The following is a 21,385-nucleotide window of genomic DNA, read 5'->3' on the forward strand; positions in this document are numbered from 1 at the left end:
TTATAATGCTTTTGTGACGAATTTCGCTGAGGATTATCGTCGTATTCGGCCTACAGTATTGTGTAATAGGCGTTCTGCTTCATGCACCCCATCTTTTATTCGTGGGCCCGTGCAGATCGTGTTGGGAAGGTTTTTATGTTCGATCGTCGGCTGTTCACCCTCGTTCCGCGTAGTGGCGCGTTTGTCGCCGCCAAAGTGCTGAGCTTGTGGGTCTCGCTGTTGGCCGACATCGGGTTCGCCTTCATTTCCGTAGGCCTTCTCGGCAAGCTTTTCCCTGTGCTCACCGGCATCAACGCCGACGCCAAGCCCTCCGTGGCGGCGAAACTGTTAAAGGATTTCCAGGCGGTGCCGGATGGCTATTCCGCATTCGTTTTCGCCTTGGTCATCATCGCCATCATCAAATACCTGGCCGTCCGGTTTTCGCATTTCTTCGGTACCGAGGCCTCGGAACGCGTCAAGATCTCATTACGCGAACGTTTGTATGACAAAATGCTCGATTTGGGACCGACTTATTCGGAGCACGTCAGGACCGCCGATGTGGTGCAATCGCTGACCGAAGGCGTCGACCGGATACAGAGTTTCTTTGAATCGTTCCTGCCGCAACTCGCTTTCGCCGTCTTGGCGCCCCTGACCTTGTTCGTGGTGTTGTTGCCGCTGAACGCGCCGACGGCCGGCGTGCTTCTGGTCTGCGCCCCGCTGCTCATCGCCATCGTCGTCCTGGTTTCGGTGGCGACCTCGCGCGCGTATGGCAAGTATTGGGACAAATACACCGATATGGGCGCCACGTTCCTTGACAACGTCCAGGGACTCGAGACCTTGAAGACCTTCGACGCCGACGAGGCCGCAGCCCGGCACATGGGCGAGAAATCCGAGGATTTCCGCAAGTCTTCTATGAAAGTTCTTCGTATCGAACTGTTTTCGCGCTTGGCCTTGGACCTGGTCTCCTACGGCGGAACGGCCGGAGCCATCGGCATCGTCATCTGGCAGGTCGCCTCAGGGCATTTGAAACTGCCTGCGGCGTTGGTGTCCATCCTGCTCGCGGTCATGTTCTTCGTGCCGTTGCGCCGTCTCGCCGACTATGCCGACACCGCCATGAACGGGCTTTCCGCCGTACAGCGGATCTATGCGCTGCTCGATGCGCCACTCGCCGATGACGGGCAGGCCGCCTTGCCGCAGGGTGTGCAGGATTGCTCGGTGACCTTCCGCAATGTCAGCTACACGTATGTCCCGATCGAGGAAACGGATGACGACGTGCTGCCGACCCACCACACCTCGTCTTCGGACGATGCGCAAGAGCCGCAGGAAGCGCAAGCCGACGAGAAAAGCGGCGCGACCGATGAGCAGAACCGCAAAGCCTTGGATTCGGTCAGTTTCAGCGCTCGCCCCAACGGGTTCACCGCCATCGTCGGGGTCAGCGGCTCCGGCAAATCGACCATCGCCTCGCTGATCGCCGGAACACGCAGTGATTACGAAGGATCGATCAGGCTCGGCTATCGCGTCTTCGGCAGCGTCGGCAGTTGCGAATTGCACAGCCTTAAGAACCGTTCGCTGTTGGATGCCGTCACACTGGTGGATTCGCGCAGCCATCTGTTCGCCGGCACCTTGCGCGAGAACCTGTTGATGGCCAAACCAGACGCCACGGCCAACGAGATGTGGCTGGCGCTCGAAGGCGCCCATATCGACGATTTCGTCTATTCCCAGCCCCAGCGGCTCGACATGACCATCGAGGCGGACGCGCGCAACCTCTCCGGCGGCCAGCGCCAGCGCCTCTCAATCGCACGGGCGCTGCTGCGTGACAGCCCGATCTACGTGTTCGACGAAGCGACCAGCAGCGTCGACGCGGACAGCGAGCACCTCATTGACGTGACGATCCGCGATCTGGCCCGGACCCATACGGTCATCGTGATCACGCATCGGCTTTCCCAGACGGCCGACGCCGGCAACGTCGTGGTGCTTGATGGCGGCAAGGTCGTGGAAAGCGGCACTCACGCCGAGCTCATGGCTTTGGGCGGCAGGTATGCCACGATGTTCCACACCCAGGAGTCGATCGAACGTGTGTCTCACCGTAAGAGCTGGGGAAGCGCTTACGCCAAGCCGCAGCCGCGTAATCCCAAGGTGAGAAGGCCCTTCGATTTCACGTTACTGGACTATCGTTCCCATGACGAGGAAAGCCAAGAAACCAGACAAGGGCAATCAACCTCGGCAAACAGTAATAGACACAAAGGGAATGCGGATAGCTTCACCACCCATAATGCGACAACCGAAGCCGCGCGCGTTCATCTTGCGCAGGTCTCGGCTGCATCAAAATCCGGCAATGCCGGTGGCGCAAATCCCGCTGCTACGAAAGCAGGCCAGCCGGCCTCTTCGCATACAGGCACTGGTGATGTGCCTGCACATGTTGTAGGGCAACATTCAAATGGCAAATATCCGGACAAACCAGCTGATGGCACCGTTCGCGCCGATGACGGCGACACGATATTGGACGTCGCCAGCCGTCCGCGCGATGGCGGCAAACCCATGGGCACCTTCCACCTGGTGATGAGGCTCCTACGCTGCGTCGGCAGGCTCACCCCATTGATGATTGGCGCGAGCCTGTGCGGAACCATCGGCCGCCTCGCCGACACCTTCCTGCCGGTCTCCGGAGTGCTGGCGCTGATGGCGTTCTTCGGCCATCCGGTCTGGGGCATGAGCGTGGCCTATTCGGCGCTCGCGATGGTGGCCTGCGCCATTCTGCACAGCCTGATGCGTTACGCCGAGGAATACATGAACCACAACATGAGCTTCCGCATACTCGCCCTCTTGCGTTCGAAGACCTTTGAGACGTTGCGCAGGCTGGCCCCAGCGAAGCTGACGAAACGAGGCGACGGCAACCTCACCACGCTGATGACCGCCGACATCGAGCTTCTGGAAACCTTCTTCGCCCACGCCATCTCGCCGGTGGTCATCGCGCTGGCGACTTCGGTGGTCTCCGCGCTCGCCCTGTGGACGTTGGACCCTTGGTTCACGTTGCTGCTGGTACTCGCCCATCTCTTCGTCGGCGTGGTGCTGCCCCGCTTCTACGCGGGCAATGTGCGTGGCATCGGCGGCAGGATCCGCTCCGATTCCGCCAAATTAGGCGACAGGCTGATCGACGACATGCACGGCCTTGACGAGATCATCCGCTTCAACCAAGGGCGTCGTCGCCTGACCGACATCGTCTCTGACGGCAGGAACCTCTGGCTGTTTAGAAGCAGGTTGAGCCGCAAGGATGGTGTGTTTGCTGGGCTCGGGGCCGTTTCGGTCATCGCGTTCACCTTCATCTCGATCAAGATGATGTTCAGCATCGTCCAGGCCAACCCCACGTCGATGGCCATGTGCGTGGTCGCGGTGATGCTTATTTTCAGCTCCTTCGGCCCCGCTCTCGCGCTCAATGCGCTGCCGGGCAGCCTCAACCAGCCGCTCGCCGCGGCCCGCCGCCTGTTCGCTCTCTTCGACGAGCAGCCGGCCGTCGAGGAGAACGGAACGGAAAAGCCGAAATTCAGTACCGTCTCCCTGAAGGATGTGACGTTCGGCTATCCGGCGGCCCCATCTCGTTTCGGTTCCAGCCCTTCGCCGGCGCTGGTGCTCAAGGACTTCAACCTGACGACCCTTCATTCGGGCATTCTCGGGGTGCAAGGGCCTTCGGGGCATGGCAAATCCACAATCCTGAAACTGATGATGCGCTACTGGGACCCGCAACGGGGCTCAGTGGTTTTCTCCGGCGACCCGTTGCCGAAGGTCGAGGCGCATTACCGCCGCCAGGTCGAGACGATGATGGACCAAGACACCTACCTCTTCGACGGCACCGTGCGCGACAATCTGTTGGTCGCCGACCCGACTGCCAAAGACGCCGACATGCACCAGGCGTTGGAACGTGCCTCGATCGCCAGCGCCATCGACGCCTTGCCGCAGGGTTTGGATACCCCGGTCGGCGAGCTTGGCAGCAGGCTTTCCGAGGGGGAGCGGCAGCGCATAAGCCTGGCCAGGATTTTCCTGACCGATGCCTCGCTGGTGCTTTTCGACGAGCCCACCAGTCGTGTGGATGCGCTGAACGAGTCGGTCATTCTCCACTCGATCAACACCCTGGCCAACGAGCGTCCGGTCTCCATTGTTCTCGTCTCCCATCGCGCTTCCACCATGCAGATCGCCGATCGCGTGATTACGCTGTAAATCCGCAGGTGTGGTTTTGTTGGTTTTAGCATGCCCAGATATGCGGGCTGGTTCATGTAATGATTTCCAATGGCCGTCCCTTTGCATGGGCCTTTTTGGGTGCAGAAATTAGTCACTTCCGTGAGCTTGGCTGGACAGGGTCGGCTAGTAATGTGGATTCCAGATGACACAAAAGGAGCATGGCGATGAGCACAGAAGAGACCGTTGGAAAAGGCGCGGAGGTTCCGTATATTACGTTGAGCGATGGCAACAGGATTCCGCAGATCGGCCTTGGTATGCTGCGTATCGGCGATGATGAGGTGACCGATGTCGTCAAGTCCGGGCTTGAAGTCGGTTATCGCCATATCGACGCGGCCGCCGGCTACAACAACGAACCGGGCGTCGGGCGTGCGCTCGCGGAAACGGGCTTCAATACCGGAGCGGCGCGCAAGACGCTCTGGGTGACCACCAAGCTTAAGGATTCCGAGCAGGGTTACGACAACGCGCTCAAGGCCTTCGACCGCCAGTCGAACGACCTGCGCCTCGATTACGTCGACATGTACATGCTGCATTGGCCGACGCCGTTCAACTGGCGTTCCGGCGAGACATGGAAGGCCTTCGTCAGGCTGCGTGACGAAGGGCGCGTGCGCACGCTCGGTGTCTGCAACTTCCTGCCGGAACATCTCGAACGTCTGCATCGCGAGACCGGCGAATGGCCGACGGTCAATCAGATCGAGTTGCACCCCACTTGGCAGCAGCGAGAGGTCGTCGCGTTCTGCAAGGAGCACAACGTCGCCGTCGAGGCATATTCGCCGATGGCCCGCGGCGCCGATCTCAACGCGGGGGACGGCACCATCGCCCGCATCGCACAAGCCCATGGCGTCTCGCCCGCCCAGGTCATCCTGCGTTGGCATATCGAGAACGGCACCATCATCATCCCCAAGTCCGTCCACACCGCCCGTCAACGAGAGAACCTTGACCTCTTCGGCTTCTCCTTGACCTCCGACGAACACGCGCAAATCGATGCCTTGGACGGTCCGACTCGCGCCGGCCACGACCCGATGACGTTCACTTATGCATAAGTAGCCCAATACGGTTCTTTGGTATCTTTTGGTTTTATTTGTTTGGTTTCGTGTGATGTTTGTGGGGAATGTTATCGGTTCATGCCTGCCAATTGTTCATAAATGTGACAGAAACGCGACGTTTCGTATACCGATTGCAATCCGGATTCGCAATATTTAATCTGAGTTATGTTGCATTCTGAGTTACGAAAGGAGTAACCATGCCACAAAAAATCAAAGCTTCGGTCGCGTACGGAGTGGGCAAAGGATTCGCCCAACCTGAAGAGATTATCATCGACGATCCGATTGGCGCTGAGGTGCTGGTGGACGTCAAGGCGAGTGGCCTTTGCCATTCCGATTTGCATTTGGTGGAGGACGACGACCAGTTCTTCCCGTTCCCGGCCGTCATCGGCCATGAGGTCGCCGGTGTCGTCGAGGCTGTTGGCCCGGAAGTCCAAGGCATCAAAGTCGGTGATCATGTCGTCGCTTCGCTGGAGCAGGTATGCGGCCATTGCGCCAATTGCTTGAACGGCCATCCGCAGTCCTGCTCGCAGCAGCAGGAGTGCGTGCGCAAGCCCGGCGAGAAGCCGCGCCTGTCCTTCCCGGACGGCCGCCCGATCACCCAGGCCTTCGGCACCGGCGGTTTCGCCGAGAAGGCGCTGATCCATGAGAACCAGCTCGCCGTGGTCAACAACGAGGTCAAGTGGGACGAAGCCGCTTGCATCGGCTGCGCCACCATCACCGGAGCCGGCGCCGCGATCAACACCGCGCACGTCCGTCCTGGTGACACCGTCGCCGTCGTAGGCACGGGTGGCATCGGCCTCAACATCATCTCCGGCGCTCGCATTTGCGGTGCCAAGAAGATCATCGCCATCGACCTGCTCGACAACAAGCTCGAGTTCGCGAAGAAGTTCGGCGCCACCGACGTCATCAACTCCAAGAACGAGGATCCTGTCGCCAAAGTGCGCGAGCTCACCGACGGCGGTGTCGACGAGGCGTTCGAGGCCATCGGCTTCGAGTCCACGATGAAGCAGTGCTGGGATATGCTCGGCGTTGACGGCACCGCGTACTGCATTGGCCTCGCCAAGCCCGACGCGACCATCAACCTCGAGATCAACCCGGCCGACCTGCTGGTCCACCAGCGCGGCTTCAAGGGCGTCTGGATGGGCTCGACCAACATCAAGCACGACATCCCGATGTACGCCGACCTCGCCGTCGACGGCCGTCTGAATATGCACGACATCGTCACCCAGCACATCAACCTGAGCCAGATCGACGAGGCCTACGTCCAGCTTAAGAAGGGCGAAGTCATCCGCTCCGTCATCACCGAGTTCTGATTTCTGGTTTATAGAATTATAGGGAAAATTCGGGTTGAAGATGGAAATGTTACTGTCTTCAACCCGTTGTGGTCTAATTCATAATTATTGATTTTATCGTTTTAATATTTACATATATAGAGACGTTTGGCTACCTCATCTGAATGGCGATAGTTGTGTTCATCTTTCCCTTTAGTTGGCAATATCATTTGTATTGGTTGTTCTTAAATATGGAAATTGGTCTATTCGATTTGTAGAATTAATATGTGAATAAAAGCGAAGCGGTAAGGTCTTTTGATGGTCGAGCGACCGTAATTGATTTTTTTTGTGGTGCAGGAGGGTTTTCCGAAGGGTTTCGGCAGGCTGGTTTTAAGATTGTTCAGGGAGTAGAGTTCTGGAAGCCTGCACTCAGAACTCACAATGCTAACTTTGGTTTATCTGATTCGACGAAGAATATTCTTGAGTATACAGATGCTCAAAATATTGAAGAATCTATACCTGATACCGACGTGATTATTGGCAGTCCTCCATGTGTCTCGTTTTCTCTTTCCAATCATGGTGGGAACGCTAATAAAGATTTGGGTATTGACTTAATCAAGACTTTTTATCGAATAATCGCAGTGAAGAAATCTAAACCCAATAGCGTGTTACGCGCTTGGGTAATGGAGAATGTACCCAATTCAGCTAAATCTATTGAAGAGTCTTATACATTCAGTGATTTGGGATTGGATGATTGGGCACTTGAAATAGGGAAGCAGCCAGATGATATTGTTCTCGAGCCTAAGAAAAATGGGAAAGTTTTAAGGGCAGATGATTATGGATGTAGTCAGGCGCGTAAACGCTTTATTTGTGGGGAAATTATTGGAGAAGGTGTATTTAGTGATCCTGTAAAAGATGACAAAGCCAAAACTTTGGAGAATCTTTTTCATGATTTTCCGTCACCTTACCAGGATTCTCAATTGATAGGTCAGATTACTGATCCCAATTACAATGGCCTCACTATAGATGCCGACCAATTGCATGATCATTTTTATGATACTGGCGTGTACGCAGTTGAGTGGGAAAAAGCACAGGACGCAAAGCAAGATCATTCGTATATGGGTAAAATGGCGTTCCCTGAAGACCAGCATAAAGTTAGCCGAACAATTATGGCTACGAGATCGGCTAGCACAAGAGAGGCTTTGCTATATCAATCTGAAAATGGGAGAAAGGGCGATGGCGAATATCGAACACCGACTGTCCGTGAAGGCGCTGTTATCATGGGTTTCCCCATCACTTATCAATTCTATGGAAATGACGAATCGACAAAATGGCGACAAGTCGGTAATGCTGTTTGCGTTCAACTTTCAAAAGCGATAGCGGAGATGATTAAGCATCAGTTATCGTGGGATTTTGAAGATGCTCCAATCAGTATAGGTCACGATTTTCCTGATTTTTCTTATCTTGACTCTAAAAAGTTGAAGACTTTCGATAAGCCACCAGTTCGTCAGAAAGACTCTCTATTCAGGTTCCACCCTATTAAAGAGGGGAATATGACCGTAGAGTTGACTAACAAATTTGATGGAGAAAAACAATGGGTGGTTGCAGTTTTTGTTGGGACGGGCCGAGGATTCAATAAAAGCATAATTACACATGAGCAGTATTTAGAAACAAAAAGTTTGCTTTTGAAAAGGGATATGGATTATATGGATGCCATAACTAAAGGGCACTGCTATTCATACAACGAATTAGAAGACAAAAACGCTCAATATGGTTTCAATAATTCTGATGCCGATCACCCATATAATGTCATTCAGAGTATCTGTAAAGGAATAAAAGAGCTTGACGCGAAAGAGCATTTCCTTAAGGAAAGGTCTATTCGAATAAAAAAGGATAAATCGCTTTCCGAGATAAAAGAGCGAATCCCTTACAGTCAGCTTCTTTCAATATATGCTCTAATGCATTTATTGCCCCGCAATCCGCTGACAAATTAGTCGTATGTAATATAAAGTAGATAAAAATAAGTTAGTCTTGATAATAAAGAGTAAGCATTTGAAGTAAAGGATACAAAACAATGGTGTCTCTTCGGGATTTAGTTGATCAAAACATTATAAAAAAGACAGGTGCTTATAAAAAATACACGATTAATGGGCAGAATAAAGCAGAGCCTATATATTCCATCTCTTTGAAATATCTTTATTACAACGATCAAAACGGAAGAATCAGTACTGCATTACAAAAGTATCTAAGTACGCATGAGGGTGAGCATATTGAGCCATGTTCTGATATCGAAAGTGATGGGGCATCTTATGAGGTAGAAGGAAAACCTGCAACTTATAACGATTTGTTTGCTTCTTTTATTGTGGCTTCGAATCGTGGTCGTTTATTGCAGACTAAAGAGACAATCCAAAAGAATACACAACAAGAGCCCGGAGTTGTTTTAAATGATGGGCGTGTTATTGACGGTAATCGGCGATTTACTGCTTTGCGGTTGATTCAACAAGAAGAAAATGTTGAGCAGTACTTTGAGGCTGCGATTCTGGAATTTGATATCGACAATGAAGTCGATAAAAAGACCATTAAACAGCTAGAGCTCGATTTGCAAATGGGCAAGGAGGATCGAGTTGATTACGATCCCATCGATCGTATCTTCGACGTTTACAATACCGTATGTGAGCAAAAACTTATGACTGCTCAGGAATATGCCAAGAGTATTGGCAAGAAAAATGCCAAAGGCGTTAATCAAGATATAGAGGAAGCAAAATTAATTTCTGGTTTCTTGAAATTTATTAATGCATCGGAATCTTCATATTATTTGGCTAAAGAGATGAAGTTGGATGGCCCTATGCACGAGATTCGCCGCGTTCTGGATAATAATGGTTTACTGGAGGATGGTGAAGTTTGTTCCGCAATTTACTCGTTATTGGCAATCAGCTATGCGAAAGTCAGTCGTGGCGACGGCAACGGGGATGTTACCAGAGACATGCGTAGTCGTTTGAACGCCCTTGTCAATTCGGCTGCAAAAGATGATTGGGTTACTAGTACTGAAGATGATGTGGATACCATATATGATGCATTCCAAGATCAAGTCATCGACAATACGGCACAGATTTCTGATGTGCTTTCTCAAGATGACGCAGTTGTGAGAGACGTGGAAGAGTTCGACAAGAATAGTCGCATCCTTGAGAAGAAGAATTCATATCAGGGAGAACTCGAACAAGTGGTTTCTGATATTGCTGATTGTCTAGATACCTTACAAGAAATCGATGGGCAAGTACTGTCGAGCCTTGGGGAAGATTTGTCTAAAAAAGCAGCAAGAAAGCTGAAAGAAATTGTTGATGTTGCCAATGCCGAATATAACATCATTTCAGAAACTGGGAACTTGCTATGACTTTTAGAGATCTCTCGATAGAGTCTGAGTACCGAACGACCGATAATGACCTAATAACAAGGTTTTATAAACCGGTTTTATCGCAAACTGTACTCTATCGCCGAGTCTCTGCATATTTTTCTTTAGCGGGTTTGTCTCTGGCTTCAGCAGGTTTGGATCAGCTTCTTAACAACGGAGGTCGGTGCAAATTCGTTTTCTCTCAAGATATTTCAGAACAAGATTTTGACAGGATTCATGCCGGATATCATTATCGTGACTTAATTGAAAAGCGTCTGCTTGATAGTGGTTTAAACGATGAAGAATTAAAGCAGCAGCTTGGGATTCTAGCTTTTATGATTGCCGAGAACAGAGCTGATGTCAAAGTGGCTTTCATGAGGAAAGCCGACGGGATTTTTCACGATAAGTTTGGCTTGTTCACTGATGGAGTGGGCAATCGGATTTTTTTCAATGGGTCGGCAAACGAATCCTTAGGCGGTCTTCAATCCAATTACGAATCGATTTCGGTTGATATCGATTGGGATATGAGCTCAAGGGTTCAAAAGAGAATCGAAGAAAACGATAATAGATTTGAGCGTATATGGCACGATGATGAAGTCGGGTTACATGTTGTTTCGGCGAATTCAATTGTTTATGAATATATTAAAGATTTTCAGAAATATGTTGATTTTCCAAAGGAAACGAAGATAATGCAGCAGAAAATGACTATGCTTCCTGACGATTTCTCTGGATGGGCAGTGGAATTAAAGGATGGGAAAATTCTTTTTGAGGATAAAACCAAAGAGCAACTTTCCGAAAGGAATAGGCATTTAAGGATAGATGGCGATTGGACAGGAAAATATTTTCAACATCATTCGCATTTTCTCAAAGAAGATCTTGTTTATTCTCTTGTTGACAAGTTCATCAAGCAATTGTCACATGAAGCGGACAAAAGAAACGTCTCTCTTTATGTAGATTCCGAGATTCTTGAAAATAATGCTGAGGAACGCTATTCGATAGAGAAATATAAGGATTTAGGATTCTCGCTCAAAAATAATTCGCCGCAGTTCAATGATGAGTTTCGGGCTTTTGCGCAGGTTGTTAGTGAAAGCGTCGAGCGACCTCTGAAACCATTACATATGAAAGCGGCATTCTATATGTATAAATTGGCGAAGGCCGCGAATTTTTCTGTTCCTGGTGCCGGTAAAACCGCTATGATTCTAGGAGTCTTTGCTTACCTCAACAGCAATAAAACGGCTAATGAAGAATTTGCTAACCGTATCTTGGTAATCTCGCCTATTAACGCGTTTGGCTCTTGGCAGGAAGAATTTAAGAAAACCTTTGGAGCAAAAAAGAAGATTAAACATTTGATTAACGTTCAAGCTCCTCAATTCGATGGTGATTTGCGGAGAAATTGGACTGTTTCGAATCTGGTTCTAGTGAACTATGAATCGCTTGTGAAATATAAAGAACAATTAGAAGAATTGGTAGATGCTGATACTTTGGTTGTTTTTGATGAGGTTCACAGAATTAAGGGCATTAATGGAGTTCGTGCTAAAGCGGCTTCTCATATCTGTGATAAGGCAAAATTCAGGTTTGTGCTGACTGGAACACCTATACCCAATTCATATCGGGATATTTATAATTTCTTGCATATTTTATATACCAAAGAATACGATGCCTTCTTCGGGTGGGGCGTTCCGGCGCTTTCAAATCCAAATGCTTATATGGTTCAACAAATTAACGAAAAAATGTACCCATTTTTCTGGAGAACGAATAAGGAGGACTTGGGCGTTCCCCCAGCAGATCCTGATATATTCCGTGTTGCCGAGGCTTCTGATGAACAATTGGATTTGGCCCTGTCTATTTGGAGTAATGAGAAATCGAGTCTTGCTAAATTGATTCGGCTTATGCAGGTCTCAACTAATCCGGCGTTACTCAATAAAAAAATAGACTATTCCTCATTCGGATTCGATGATGATGAGGACACCGAAACAGAGATGGCAAAGAAAGATTTTGCCATCGCTTTGGACGCGCAGGACTCGGATTCACCGATTAAAGGAGTTAAACAATATTCTGATTTTGATTTATCTCATATGATTTCCCCAAAGTTCGAGACAGGAATCGCTACAGTCGAGCAATTAGTTTCCGAAGGCAAGAAAGTTGTTGTTTGGGGATTATTCGTTGACACGCTTAGAAAAATTTATGATCGACTTTCTTCTGATGGGATTTCCTCCGCACTTGTCTATGGGCAGACCCCTGTCGATAAACGCGGGGACCAGTTGTCCCGATTTATGGATAAGAAATCGAATATTAATGTTTTGATTTCCAATCCGCAGACATTGGGAGAGTCGATTTCTTTGCAGAGTGTTGTTCATGACGCAGTCTACTTTGAATTCAACTTTAATTTGACTTTTATGCTTCAGTCGCGTGATCGTATCCATCGCCTTGGACTTCCAGATAACCAGTACACAAGATATTACATTTGCGAAACGCATAATAATCCTTCTGAATATGGATTTATTGATCATAAGATTTATACAAGGCTGAAGCGTAAAGAAAAAGTTATGCGTGATGCAATAGACGGAGATGTGTTGAAGCCGGAAATTTCAGACGACTTGCTAGCTGAAGTACGAGAGATTATAGATTCTGAGCGTAGAAGAATCGTGGAACTGCAGAAGGACAGAATTTCCAAGAACTTCTAAGACAGTACGGAATTACTCGAGCATAGTTGAATTAGCTCTTGGGCTACGTTGAGATTTTCTACTCATATGGGAAAGAAGCTTATGATGACCTTAAAAGCAGCTGAGCTTGATCGGATTTTTGATAAGGGCGACGAAAGCATCTTGGACTATGCTGATATGAGTACTTTGCGTAAACTTAACAAAGACGAGAACAAGCAGGAGGACGTTGAACCTGCAAATCATCGAATGATCTGCTGAGATTCTAAAGGCGCGAGGCTATACGTGTAGGACCGTCGTCAGATGGCTATCAAAGCTGATTAAGGGCTATTGATAACCCGTTTATTGCTCCATCAGCCAATCAAGCGCGTAAACCTGTTGGATGCCGTTGTGGCTGGTGGGGCGGTCGTCGTCGAGGGTGATAAGCGTTTTGGGGTAGTTGTCGTCTAGGGTGCGGAACGACGAGAGCTCGCGTTCCAGCGTTTTGGGGTCGCGTACCGATTCGGCGACTTGGTAGTAGGCTGGGCCATTTGCGCCGTTAGTGACGAAATCGATTTCGCCTCCTGCACCTTGGCCGACGTACACCGTTCCTGCTCGGCGTTTGAGTTCGAGGAACACGATGTTTTCCAGTATTCTGCCGGTGTCTCGCACGTTTCCTGAAACAAGTATGCGGCGCAAGCCCATATCCACAGCGTAGTATTTGCGCTCCTGTTTGAGAAGGCGTTTGCCTTTCACATCGTAGCGCTGTGCCGGGTAAAGAATGAACGCGGAACACAGCGCATCCAGCAGATTCGCCACCGTCGGAGCCGAGATGCGCGTGCCGGTAGAGGTCATCGTATCGCTGATGGTCTTGGCCGCGGTGAGGTTGCCGATATTGTCGAACATGAAGCGCGTGACGGCTTCCACCGCTCCTGCGCGCGAGCCTCCAAGGCGCTGCGACACGTCTTTGATGAGGATAGTGTTGAGGATGCCTTCCAGATAATCGTGGATGAGTGTGTCGTCCCCGTCAAATTCCGTGGTCGCGGGGAAGGAACCGTCATGGATGTAGCGTGACCAGGTGCGCTGTATCGATTCGTCGTTCGGAGCTGCAGAACGATATTCAGCGAAGGAAAGCGGCATAACCGGTATTTCGACGTATCGGCCTGAAATCAATGTGGCCAGTGTGCCGCTGAGCAGCGTCGCGTTTGAACCCGTGACATACAGGTCGATATTTGAGTGGGTCTGCAGGCTATCAAGAACTTTCTGGAAATCCGGCACATTTTGGATTTCGTCAAGCATCACATAGTGCATGCCCTTGCTTTGACAACGATTGATGATGAATTCATGAAGCCGGTGGTAATCAAGCAGAGGCTCGTTTTCGAGACGTTCCAAATTGATTGAGATGATATGGTCCTGTGGCACGCCGGTTTCGGTAAGTCGATTACTGAAAAGCTCCAGAATGGTTGATTTGCCGCAACGTCGCACGCCGGTGACCACTTTGATGACAGACTTGTCTTTCCATTGCTCCAAATGGTGGAGATATTGCGGCCTATCAATCATGGTTCCTCGGATATATAAGTTGAAAAGTATTTTTTAACTTCTTATAAAAATATACCAAGTTGAAAAATGATTTTCAACTTGGTAGAAAAATGCGATAAGTTGAAAAGTATTTTTTAACTTACCGCATTTTGGGAATCGCATAGATTTACTCGAACGGATACTTGAGGCCCCACTTGCCGCGGATCTGGTCCATGAGCTTCATGATGCGCAGGGTGTCGGCGTGCGGCATTTCCCCGCATTCGGTTTTGCCGTCGAGGATTGCGTTGGCAGAGGCGGCAACCTCGTACTCGTAGCCGGTGAGCTGGGCGGGAATGTCGACGTGGCGGGTGAGTTTGTGGTCGAGATCGTAGAGGTCGACGCCTTCGATATTGTTGATGTTCTGGCAGACCATATAGCCCTTCGTGCCCCAGATGGCGCCGGAGCGGTCCGAGGCGCACATCATCGAAGCGGTGGCCGTGGCCATCACACCGTCGTCATAACGCAAGGTGATGGAATCGGTGGCGTCCACGCCGGTTTCGTAGGGGACCATGGAGGTCTCGATATCCGAGATCTTGCGGTCGCTGGTGTCCGCGCCAAGCGCCATGTCGAAGAAATTCAGCGGATAAACGCCGACATCAAGCAGGGCTCCGCCGGCCATCGCCGGGTCGGTCATGCGGGCCTTGTGGGTGGTGGGGTAGCAGAGGTTGGCCGTTGCGGCTTGCACTTCGCCGATCTCGCCGGACTTGATGAGGTCGTCGACGATGCCACGCGACGGCATGTAGCGCGTCCAGATGGCCTCGGTGCACAGCAGGCCGCTTTCTTCGGCGACATCAAGCAATTGCTGCGCCTGCGCGGTATTGGCGGTAAACGACTTCTCGACCAGGATGTTCTTACCGGCCTTGAGGCACGCGATGCCCTGTTCGGCGTGCAGCGCGTGAGGGGTGGCGATATAGACGAGATCGACCTTTGGATCGGCCAGCAGCTCGTCGTAGGAGCCGTAAGAGACGTCGAATCCATATTTTTCGGCAAAATCGGCCGCGCGGTCGGCGTCGCGCGCGGCGACGGCGTAAGGCTCGATCAAGCTGCTATAGCGCGAATCGCCGGCCATCTCCACCAGCGTGTTCGCCATGCTTTTGGCGATGCCGCCCGCTCCCAGAATCGCGACATTGACCTTGAGGCCCTGTTCCTCCGCTTCGGCGCGTTTGCCATTCAGTCTGCTCATGGAAGTCCTTTCTCACATGAATTGCATTCCCAACACCTTCATTCTAAAGTCCAGCGTGCCATAGCACCGAATTGATGTTCCTGTATTTGTCGCCGACTGAAAGTGAAATGGGGATGTGGCACGGCTAACGATAAAGACGAGAACGGATATTCCTTCTGTACAACAAAACAATCCAGACGATGGAGATTGCTCCGTCGATAACAATGCCGGAATAGCTACGGCGAAAAGTCACAAAACTAAACGCAAAGCCAAACGCAAGACCAAAGTCGGGTCGTCTTCGAAGACTCCCGAAAAATACGAGCGCGGCACTCGCAGCTATACGATGTCGCATATCCGCAGCAAGAACACGAAGATCGAGGTGCTGGTGCGGTCCTATCTTTTTCGTCGTGGGTTGCGGTTCCGCAAGAACGACAAGCGCTATCCGGGCCACCCGGATGTGGTGCTGCCCAAGTGGCACACGATCGTGTTCGTCAACGGCTGCTTCTGGCACATGCATGAGGGCTGTGACGAATACAGCCTGCCTAAATCCAACGTCGAATTCTGGACCGCGAAATTGGTGCGTAACCACGACCGTGACATCCGCCAACACGCCGAACTCGAGTCCGCTGGCTGGAAGGTCCTCGTTGTCTGGGAATGCGAGCTGAGCAAGGCCCGACGCGGGCAGACCCTCGATCGTCTTTATCGTGAGATCGTGGGAGAAGATGAGTCTGGGCTGGCTACGTTAACTGCTGACTAATAATCAATCAGAAAATAGCTGTCGCTCCTTGTTATTGCAATGCTTCGAGCTGTTTCCTGGCCTTGTGTAATTTGACGAAGATTTCGTTGCGTTTTGTGCCGTCTTTCGCCCGAGTGTGGTCGCCTTCGAGCTTGGTGATTTGGGCGGTGAGTTCGGCGATCGCCGCCTGTTTGGCGAGACGCGCGTCAAGGTCGCTGCCGTCGGAGTCGCCGAAAATGGCCTGTGCGCACAAGTTTTGCCATACATGGTCCAGCGTGTCGCCATTCACGCTCAGCGTCGCGTCCTTGGCTGCCTGCCAGTCACTGACATACGTTTGCGTCTGCGCCTCGCCCTGATGGCCTGCCCGAACCGGCAAGGTGCGCTGCACGGCGAAGGCGCATTGCCAATCACCGCTGCCTTTTCGCGCAGTGCCTCCGTCATATTCGACAGTGACGTTTGAGGTGTTGTCTCCCTTGGCGAGACTGGCGTCGCGCAGGCAGACGAACAGGATATTAGACGACGAACGCAGTTTGGCGATATGCTCCATCACCTCGACCGGCGCGCCGGGGCAGTTTTGCTTGATTCCCATCACCAGTATCTCCCGCACTTTCGCGCCCTGAGCGACACCGATGGTGTTTGGACGCAGCAGGGCCAGCATGGTGATCGAGTCGACATCGCCGACGAAACGTTGCTTGAGGCGGGCCGAAACCGGAGGTTTGAGATAAAACATCTGCTTGGGCAGCGTGCCTTTCGCCTCGGGTATCGCGCAGGTCTGAGGCAGTCCCAGCGAGATGGCGCTTACGGTTTCGCAATGTGCGACAGTCATTGTCGACCTTTCTTTTAGATGCCAGTGCATTCAAGCCTGTGATGTCCCATGTCGGCCGCCATTCGTGAAACTGCTGGAACGCAACCGTTCATGGGTACAGTATATCTGTGATGCCCGGAACGAAGCAGGAATAGGCCAGATTCATCGCATCCGATTCCATGGCGGCCCGCATCGATCGTCTCGGTTATGCAATTGCGCTTGGTGCCTTGCTGCATGGCCCACGCCGTGGTCAAGGCTCTGCCGGAGACTACTGTGTGAACTTGAGAACAGGAAAGCCGAGTGAGTGCCATGGGTTTGAAGATCGAAGATGACGAGCGCAAGCTTTTTTCGAAGTGGACCGAGCTTGACGGCGACTTGGAAGGAAGCGACGAGTGTATAGCACGAACCGTCTTGGCCACGCGTCTGATGTTCGCCCGCGGCGACCGCTCCCGCACCGCCTATTGGCAGGTGCCGGACGATATCGACGTCATCGCTGACATCCCCTACATCGACGATGGGACCCGGGCGCACAAGCTCGACGTGTACCTGCCGCACGATGTGGTGGTGCGCAGCGGCAAAACCGCCCCGGTCTATGTCGACATCCACGGTGGCGGCTTCATGTACGGCCACAAGGAACTCAACCGCAACTTCAACACGCATTTGGCCGAGCTTGGTTTTGTGGTGTTCTCGCTCAACTACCGGGTGATGCCGGAAGGCGATTTTCTGGACCAGCTTGCCGACGCGGAAGCGGCGCTGGCTTGGATTCGCGACCATATCGACGACTATCCGGTCGATCCGCAATCGATTTTCCTGACCGGGGATTCCGCCGGCGGCACGTTGGCGTTGTATGCCACCGCCGTCGAACGCAGCCAGGAAATGGCGGACGCTTTGGGCGTCAACCGTTCCGGGCTGAATCTCAAAGGCACTACCCTGATTTCCGGCCTGTTCGACTTGAAACCCTACCTTGATGCGGTGGATGGGGTTGACGGCATCGATGAAAGCTCGCCGACCGACTCCATGATGGTCATCGCGCCGGTGTTCTTCAAGACCTTGAAGGAACGGGGAGCCCAATGGGCCGACTTGGGCTATATGGCCGCTCACGTCGATTTCCCGCCGCTGTTCCTCAACACCAGCAACGACGATTTCCTGCAGGGTGACGCCATGAGGCTTGCGGCGGCGCTATGCGACGCGGGCCGCGACTTCGAGCTGCACGACCCTCATGCGCCCAAGGGCCAGACGCTGGGTCACGTCTATCCGGTGTGCATGACCTGGCTGCCGGAAAGCCAGGAGACATTGCGCCAGATCCGCGATTTCTCATACAACCTGCTTTGATTGATGTGGAATCAGCTGATTGACAAACTGCTGGCGTTTGGTTGGCTGATGGAGTTTTTGGATACTTGCGCCATTGTTTCGTTGGTGACGGAAACATCCTGCGCTCCATGACTTACTGTCAAATGAATGATGGGGAATAATAGACACCAGCCTCCCAAGCGTGGCGCAGGGCCAGGTTGCCGTGTACAATACGAGATGTTGCCCGGGTAGCTCAGGGGATAGAGCACCGCTCTCCTAAAGCGGGTGTCGTCAGTTCGAATCTGATTCCGGGCACTTTTTATGACGTCTGGTCTGGGGAAATGGAAACACAGTGGGCAAAAAACGGCATATCCTTCATGGTTTCACGCGCTTTGTCTGCGGCCTGATCGCTTGGGTGTGCTTGCTGGCCGCGTTGCTGGGCACCGTGTCGCGTCAGCTTCCCGAAGAGCTGCAATCATTGCCTTACGTGCCCGTGGTCGTGGCGTTCACCCCATGGTTCGCCCTGCTTGGCCTGGTGGCGCTGGTCTTGGCGTTGGCCTCGCGAAAATGGATCGCGGCGTTGCTGTCGTTGCTTTGCCTTGGTCTGCAGGGTTGGTGGCAATACTCGTATTTCGTGCCGCAAAACCATCTTGACGACGCGGCGGTTCAAGCCGTGAGTGGCAACCGGGCGAATACCGGCGATGGCTACGCGCGGGTGATGACCGCGAACGTCTACAAAGGCCGGGCGTCGGCGAAGGCGATCGTCGAGGCCGTGCGCGACCAGCGGGTGGAGGTGCTGGCGATGCAGGAGACCACCAGCCCATTCATTCACGCGCTCAAGGCCGAGGGCATCAACGACTACCTGCCCTATTTCCAAGTCGCCTCTTCGGACCACAAATACGGCAATGCGCTGTTTTCCGCCACCCCATTGGATTCGCCCAATGACGACGATGTCGATTCCAGCGCCTCGTTCATGCCGGGCGGCACGGTTTCGTTTGGCAGCGCCAAGACGCCGATTCGTTTTGTTTCGGTCCATACCACTTCGCCCAAGCCGGGTTATTGGGGGAAGTGGCGCACCTCGCTGGACGAGGTGGCCGCGTTGCGCTCGCATAAGGACACCAAATATGTGCTGATGGGTGATTTCAACGCCACCACCGACCACACGCCGTTCCGCAACGTGCTGGGCACGCGCTTCCATGACGCGGCCCAAAGCGCCGGCCGCGGGTTCGTGTTCAGTTGGCCGGCGGATATACCCCATTTCCCCAAATTCGCGGGCATTGACCATATCGTGCTCGACCAGGGCATCGTCGCCGGGCAGGTCGGCACGTTGCCGATTCCGGGGTCGGACCATGCCGCGTTGCTGGCCACCATCGCCGTGCAATGACGGATGATAATCATGGTGGGTTTTCATGTTGAGGTGATTTGACCAAGTGATGTGGGCTTGTCTGGTTTTCGCGTCATTCCAATAAAAACGTGACACGGTATACATTCATCTACCTAGGTGGCTAAGATAGGGTGCAGGCAGTGAATGCCCGAACGTACAAGTGAGATTACAACGAGGAGTGCTCATGGACGAGAAAACACTGGTGAGTAAGCTTTCCCAGGTGAATACCATTACTGATTTGCAGGCTGTCGCCAAGGAATATGGCAAGCCGCTGACTGTCGAGCAGGCTGATAGGGGATTGAACCGCCTGTTCAAGGCCGAGAATGATACGGGCGAACTGATGGGTGATACCGTGGCCAAGGCTGCCAAGGACATCTTCGGCTGAGTTTCGCTCCGTTTGTTTTTATAAAAGTTTGGGCCTATCCGCTTACGATTAACGGATAGGCCCAAACTTTATTTATTTACTTTTCAACTGCTGTGCGCTCCGCGTTCACACCGCGTTGGAGATGGCCTCCACGCTGGCCTTCGCGTCGCCGAAGAGCATCGACGTGTTGTCGTTGAAGAACAGCGGGTTCTGCACGCCGGCGTAACCGGTGCCCATCGAGCGCTTCAGGACGACGACCTGCTTGGCTTCCCAGACGCGCAGCACGGGCATGCCGGCGATGGGGGAGTCGGGGTCGTTGTCCGCGGCGGGGTTGACGGTATCGTTGGCGCCGATCACAAGGACGACGTCGGTATCGGCGAAGTCGTCATTGATCTCGTCCATTTCCATGACGATATCGTAGGGGACCTTGGCCTCGGCCAGCAGCACGTTCATGTGGCCTGGCAGACGCCCTGCCACCGGATGGACGGCGAAGCGGACCTCGACACCCTGGGCGCGCAGCTTCTCGGACAAGGCCGCCACGGCCTGCTGGGCCTTGGCGACGGCCATGCCATAGCCGGGGGCGATGATGACCGAGTGTGCGTTCTTGAGCATTTCCGCCACGTCCGCGGCGGTGGTCTCGTGAACTTCACCGGTGATTTCCTTGGCATCGCCGGACTTGGCCGGCTTTTCGCCGAAACCACCCAAAATCACGGACATGAACTTGCGGTTCATGGCCTTGCACATCAGGTAGGAGAGGATGGCGCCGGAAGCGCCGACCAGCGAGCCGGTGATGATCAGCAGGTTGTTGTCGAGCATGAAGCCAGACGCGGCCGCGGCCCAACCCGAGTAGGAATTGAGCATCGAGATGACCACAGGCATGTCACCGCCGCCGATGGCCGCCACCATGTGCAGGCCAAGCAGCAGTGCGAGCACAGTCATGATGGCCAGAGGCCAGACCGATTGCGTCGGTATGAACCAGGCGATCATCGCGATCATCACGATGAGCACGATCAGGTTGATGATGTTGTGACCGGGGATGATCAGCGGCTTCGATTTCATCTTGCCCGCCAGCTTCAGGTAGGCGATGATCGATCCGGTGAAGGTCACGGCGCCGATCAGCACGCCGATGTAGATCTCGGCCAGATGTGCGCCGTTCGGGTTCTTCTCGGTGAGCCATGAGTTGTAGCCGATCAGCACCGCGGAAATGCCCACGAAGCTGTGGAGCATCGCGATCAGTTCCGGCATCTGCGTCATCTCGACGGTGCGTGCCTTCCAGATGCCGATGGAGGCGCCGACGATGAAGACCAGCGCAATCAGGAGGGCGGTCACCCAGACCGGGCGTGCGGAATCGACCAGCGCCAGGGCGATGGTGGCGACGATGGCGATGAACATGCCGATCATCCCCAGGATGTTGCCGCGACGGGCGGTCTCCTGCTTGGAAAGTCCGGCAAGGGAGAGGATGAAGAGCACTGCCGCCAGCAGGTAGGCGGATTGGGCAATGGATTCGAGTGTCATG

Annotated in this window: 15 protein-coding genes and 1 tRNA gene; 12 read left to right on the plus strand and 4 right to left on the minus strand. The window is 52.9% G+C overall.

Annotation, left to right across the window (positions count from 1 at the left end):
- Positions 1-135 precede the first annotated feature (135 nt).
- The 7 genes from OZX73_RS02170 (at position 136) to OZX73_RS02200 (ending at position 12,832) form a co-directional block, all read left to right on the plus strand.
- A complete protein-coding gene (locus OZX73_RS02170; protein ID WP_277150225.1) occupies positions 136-4,188 on the plus strand; it encodes an ATP-binding cassette domain-containing protein in 4,053 nt (1,350 codons plus the stop codon).
- Positions 4,189-4,373: 185 nt separating this feature from the next.
- A complete protein-coding gene (locus tag OZX73_RS02175) occupies positions 4,374-5,249 on the plus strand; it encodes an aldo/keto reductase (protein ID WP_277150227.1) in 876 nt (291 codons plus the stop codon).
- Positions 5,250-5,449: 200 nt separating this feature from the next.
- On the plus strand, positions 5,450-6,565 hold the full coding sequence (locus OZX73_RS02180; protein ID WP_277150230.1) for a Zn-dependent alcohol dehydrogenase: 1,116 nt from the start codon (positions 5,450-5,452) through the stop codon (positions 6,563-6,565).
- 245 nt (positions 6,566-6,810) lie between these two features.
- The gene (locus OZX73_RS02185) at positions 6,811-8,517 is read left to right on the plus strand and encodes a DNA cytosine methyltransferase (RefSeq protein ID WP_277150232.1); all 1,707 of its coding nucleotides are present in this window, start codon (positions 6,811-6,813) and stop codon (positions 8,515-8,517) included.
- Positions 8,518-8,597: 80 nt separating this feature from the next.
- Positions 8,598-9,914: a hypothetical protein gene (locus OZX73_RS02190; protein ID WP_277150234.1), complete on the plus strand. Its 1,317-nt coding sequence runs from the start codon at positions 8,598-8,600 to the stop codon at positions 9,912-9,914.
- Positions 9,911-12,595, plus strand: coding sequence for an SNF2-related protein (locus OZX73_RS02195; RefSeq protein ID WP_277150235.1), 2,685 nt, complete (start codon positions 9,911-9,913; stop codon positions 12,593-12,595). Before OZX73_RS02190 ends, OZX73_RS02195 begins: the two co-directional genes overlap by 4 nt.
- 81 nt (positions 12,596-12,676) lie before the next feature.
- Positions 12,677-12,832: a hypothetical protein gene (locus OZX73_RS02200; RefSeq protein WP_277150238.1), complete on the plus strand. Its 156-nt coding sequence runs from the start codon at positions 12,677-12,679 to the stop codon at positions 12,830-12,832.
- An 81-nt stretch (positions 12,833-12,913) separates the two neighbouring features.
- Here OZX73_RS02200 and OZX73_RS02205 read toward each other — a convergent pair whose 3' ends face one another.
- Both OZX73_RS02205 and OZX73_RS02210 read right to left on the minus strand, forming a co-directional pair.
- Positions 12,914-14,110 (minus strand): ATP-binding protein, encoded by a 1,197-nt coding sequence (locus OZX73_RS02205; protein ID WP_277150240.1) that lies wholly within the window; start codon positions 14,108-14,110, stop codon positions 12,914-12,916.
- A gap of 145 nt (positions 14,111-14,255) precedes the next feature.
- Positions 14,256-15,311: a Gfo/Idh/MocA family oxidoreductase gene (locus OZX73_RS02210; RefSeq protein ID WP_277150242.1), complete on the minus strand. Its 1,056-nt coding sequence runs from the start codon at positions 15,309-15,311 to the stop codon at positions 14,256-14,258.
- A 211-nt stretch (positions 15,312-15,522) separates the two neighbouring features.
- Here OZX73_RS02210 and OZX73_RS02215 point away from each other — a divergent pair, with 211 nt between their 5' ends.
- Positions 15,523-16,047, plus strand: a complete 525-nt coding sequence (locus tag OZX73_RS02215; protein ID WP_348519466.1) for a very short patch repair endonuclease — start codon at positions 15,523-15,525, stop codon at positions 16,045-16,047.
- 31 nt (positions 16,048-16,078) lie between these two features.
- Here OZX73_RS02215 and OZX73_RS02220 read toward each other — a convergent pair whose 3' ends face one another.
- Complete coding sequence (locus OZX73_RS02220; protein WP_277150246.1) at positions 16,079-16,852, minus strand: DUF4391 domain-containing protein; 774 nt, start codon at positions 16,850-16,852, stop codon at positions 16,079-16,081.
- A 288-nt stretch (positions 16,853-17,140) separates the two neighbouring features.
- Between OZX73_RS02220 and OZX73_RS02225 the strand changes: the two genes are divergently transcribed.
- From OZX73_RS02225 to OZX73_RS02240, 4 genes are all read left to right on the plus strand, one after another.
- Positions 17,141-18,163 carry an alpha/beta hydrolase gene (locus tag OZX73_RS02225; protein ID WP_277150248.1) on the plus strand — a complete coding sequence of 341 codons (1,023 nt, stop codon included), beginning with the start codon at positions 17,141-17,143 and terminating at the stop codon, positions 18,161-18,163.
- 200 nt (positions 18,164-18,363) lie between these two features.
- A tRNA-Arg gene (locus OZX73_RS02230) sits at positions 18,364-18,436 on the plus strand.
- A 37-nt stretch (positions 18,437-18,473) separates the two neighbouring features.
- Positions 18,474-19,505 (plus strand): endonuclease/exonuclease/phosphatase family protein, encoded by a 1,032-nt coding sequence (locus OZX73_RS02235; protein ID WP_277150251.1) that lies wholly within the window; start codon positions 18,474-18,476, stop codon positions 19,503-19,505.
- Positions 19,506-19,689: 184 nt separating this feature from the next.
- Positions 19,690-19,890 carry a hypothetical protein gene (locus OZX73_RS02240; protein ID WP_277150253.1) on the plus strand — a complete coding sequence of 67 codons (201 nt, stop codon included), beginning with the start codon at positions 19,690-19,692 and terminating at the stop codon, positions 19,888-19,890.
- Between the two features lie 105 nt (positions 19,891-19,995).
- Here OZX73_RS02240 and pntB read toward each other — a convergent pair whose 3' ends face one another.
- Complete coding sequence (gene pntB / locus OZX73_RS02245) at positions 19,996-21,384, minus strand: Re/Si-specific NAD(P)(+) transhydrogenase subunit beta (protein WP_277150255.1); 1,389 nt, start codon at positions 21,382-21,384, stop codon at positions 19,996-19,998.
- Between the last annotated feature and the right edge of the window lies 1 nt (position 21,385).

The organism is Bifidobacterium sp. ESL0775 (genome assembly GCF_029395475.1).
Lineage (GTDB): Bacteria > Actinomycetota > Actinomycetes > Actinomycetales > Bifidobacteriaceae > Bifidobacterium.